The following is a 2116-nucleotide window of genomic DNA, read 5'->3' as shown; positions in this document are numbered from 1 at the left end:
GCGAGCGCCCGTCAGCCCACCTGACCCGCCCCTCCCGCGGCCCGCCACGCGGCAACCCGCCCCGCAGGAGGAACCGGTCGTCCCGGCGCGCCTCGCTCCAATCGCCGCCCGGCGGCAACCGCACCACGTCCCCCATCGGGTGATAACCCGCCCGCCACTCCCCCGCCGCAGCCGAACCGTCCCACGCCGCGGCCACCTGCCGGGCGCGCTGCGCCAGCCGCTTCGCGTCGTCAGCGGCCCGCTCCTGACTGCTGGGGGCGCACCCCGACGTCGCACCCAGCACACCGGCCGACAAGGCCACCGCGGCAAGCAAGCACAGAGCACGCAATGTCCTGGTACGCATGCACCCTCCCGGCAGGAGCGGCGGCCCGGCAGCCGGCCGGCCCGTCCCTCTGACGCCGGTCGACCAGGACCGGTTTCACGCGGCCTCGCCTCAGCTCCAGCGCAGGAGATTCCCCCTCGCGTTACGGGCCAGGTACAGGCTCAGATACGCCTGCCCCGCCATCGCGCCGATGCGGTGCTCGCGGCCGTAGTACGTGTTCTCCGCACTGTCGCCGTACGTGCGGCCGTCGGTGAAGCGGGACATGAGTCGCAGCTGGTCCTCATTGTGCAGCCGCTCCCATTTCGCCGCGGCCGGGTCGATGCCCGCGTCCTGGCCGGCGAGGCTGACCAGCAGGTCGAAGTTGCCGAAGTAGAACGGGAAGTGGGTGCCCCAGTCGTTGCCCTCGGGGTAGTAGATCTCCGCCGAGTTCTCGCGGTAGATCGGGCTGGTGCCGCCGTCCGGCAGGGCGAACGGCAGATCGACCAGCGCGCCATACGTCCGGTTGATGTTGTGCAGCGCGGCGCGCGGCGCCGGGCGGCCCGCCAGGCCGAAGACGAAGCCCTGGTAGAGGCTCTGGTCGAAGGCGACCATGTAGAGCGGATGCAGCCGGGCGTGGTTCTCCAGGGTGCCGTCGTCGGCGATGTTTGTGCCTTGCAGCCAGGTCGAGAGCCGGATGCCGTTGATCGTCTCGTCGCCGGCGAGGTCCGCGGGGCAGGCCGCGGCGGCCAGCAGGAGTTCGATGTTGCGGCGCGTCCAGCGGGCGGCGTTGGGGTGGTCCGGCAGCATCACCGCGGCCAGTGAGAGCGCGGCGGCGCTCCAGTTGTCCTCCTCCGCCTTGCTGTCGCCGGGGGTGACGACACTCCCGTCGCGGCGGGTCATGTAGAGCTGCTCGCCGCCCGTGCCGATGAGAAACACGTCGTTCCCGGTGGTCAGCCGGTCGGCCTCCCAGATCAGCATGGCGGCGAGGTGGTCCCGGTCGGTGGCGTCCAGCTCGTCCCAGAGCAGCCAGCCGGCCAGCGCGGCGTAGTACGCCCAGAGCGCGGACTGCCAGGTGTTGCCCCAACGGGTCGTGGTGTCCGGGTTGTTGGCCCGGTGCCGCGCGGCAAGGGTGCGGATGAGGTTGCGGGCCCTGATGGTCGCGTTCGCGGCGGACAGCGTCCGCGGATCGTACGTGCCCGTGGCCAGCGCGGTCGCCGCGGCCACGGCGGCCATGGCGGGCAACCGGATGGCGCGCTCGTCGGTGCCCTTGAGGTCGAGGTAGCCGTCGGGGAGGTAGCGGGTGTACATCCCGGCGTACCAAGGGCCGATCAGGTAGCGGGAGCTCCCCGCCAGGATCGTTGTCACCCGCTTCCCCGCCGCATCGGTCCCCGGATACGAACCCAGTTGCCCCCAGCCGATGGGTATGACGTCACTCCCGCCGGCCCCGGACTCGGCGGACGCGCCACCGGACGCGCCGACCGCGGCGGCGGCACCGAGGGCACCGGCAGCCCCCAGGAAATGGCGGCGGGAAAGCGGTGGAAGAGCGGCCATACGAGGACTCCTGTCGCGACGGGACGGATCTTCAACCGATGGGTCTACACCAATCGCGCCCGATCCGGCAGCCCCCGCGACGGCACCGGCAACCGGCCACCGCCAACCGGCCAACCGGCCAACCGGCCAACCGCGATCAACATCGCCTGATCGCTCCCCCGTTCGGTCTCCCACTCGTTCCACTGAAGATCGCCCAACACGGTGCGTCGCGGCCGCCGGCCCGCCCTTTCCTTGATCGAGTCAGCCGCCACCTGCGAACTGGAG

At 71.7% G+C, this 2116-nt stretch carries 2 protein-coding genes and 1 pseudogene; all 3 read right to left on the bottom strand.

Features of this window, described 5'->3' with window-relative positions; all coding sequences use genetic code 11:
• Positions 1-343 (bottom strand): annotated as a pseudogene (locus G5C51_RS42680) (hypothetical protein); the annotation flags it as partial.
• A gap of 90 nt (positions 344-433) precedes the next feature.
• Positions 434-1852, bottom strand: a complete 1419-nt coding sequence (locus G5C51_RS41650; RefSeq protein ID WP_165246089.1) for a twin-arginine translocation signal domain-containing protein — start codon at positions 1850-1852, stop codon at positions 434-436.
• Positions 1853-1896: 44 nt separating this feature from the next.
• The coding region (locus G5C51_RS42675; protein WP_206314883.1) for a hypothetical protein at positions 1897-2116 on the bottom strand (220 nt) is incomplete at its 5' end.

It is taken from the genome of Streptomyces coryli, from assembly GCF_011044975.1.
GTDB classification, from domain to species: Bacteria; Actinomycetota; Actinomycetes; order Streptomycetales; family Streptomycetaceae; genus Streptomyces; species Streptomyces coryli.
The sequence above is the reverse complement of the archived record's forward strand: the minus strand, read 5'-3'. Positions and strand labels throughout refer to the sequence as shown.

Coding starts and splice junctions, on each gene's coding strand:
- G5C51_RS41650 (WP_165246089.1), bottom strand. CDS start 1,852: ATGGCCGCTCTTCCACCGCTTTCCCGCCGCCATTTCCTGGGGGCTGCC.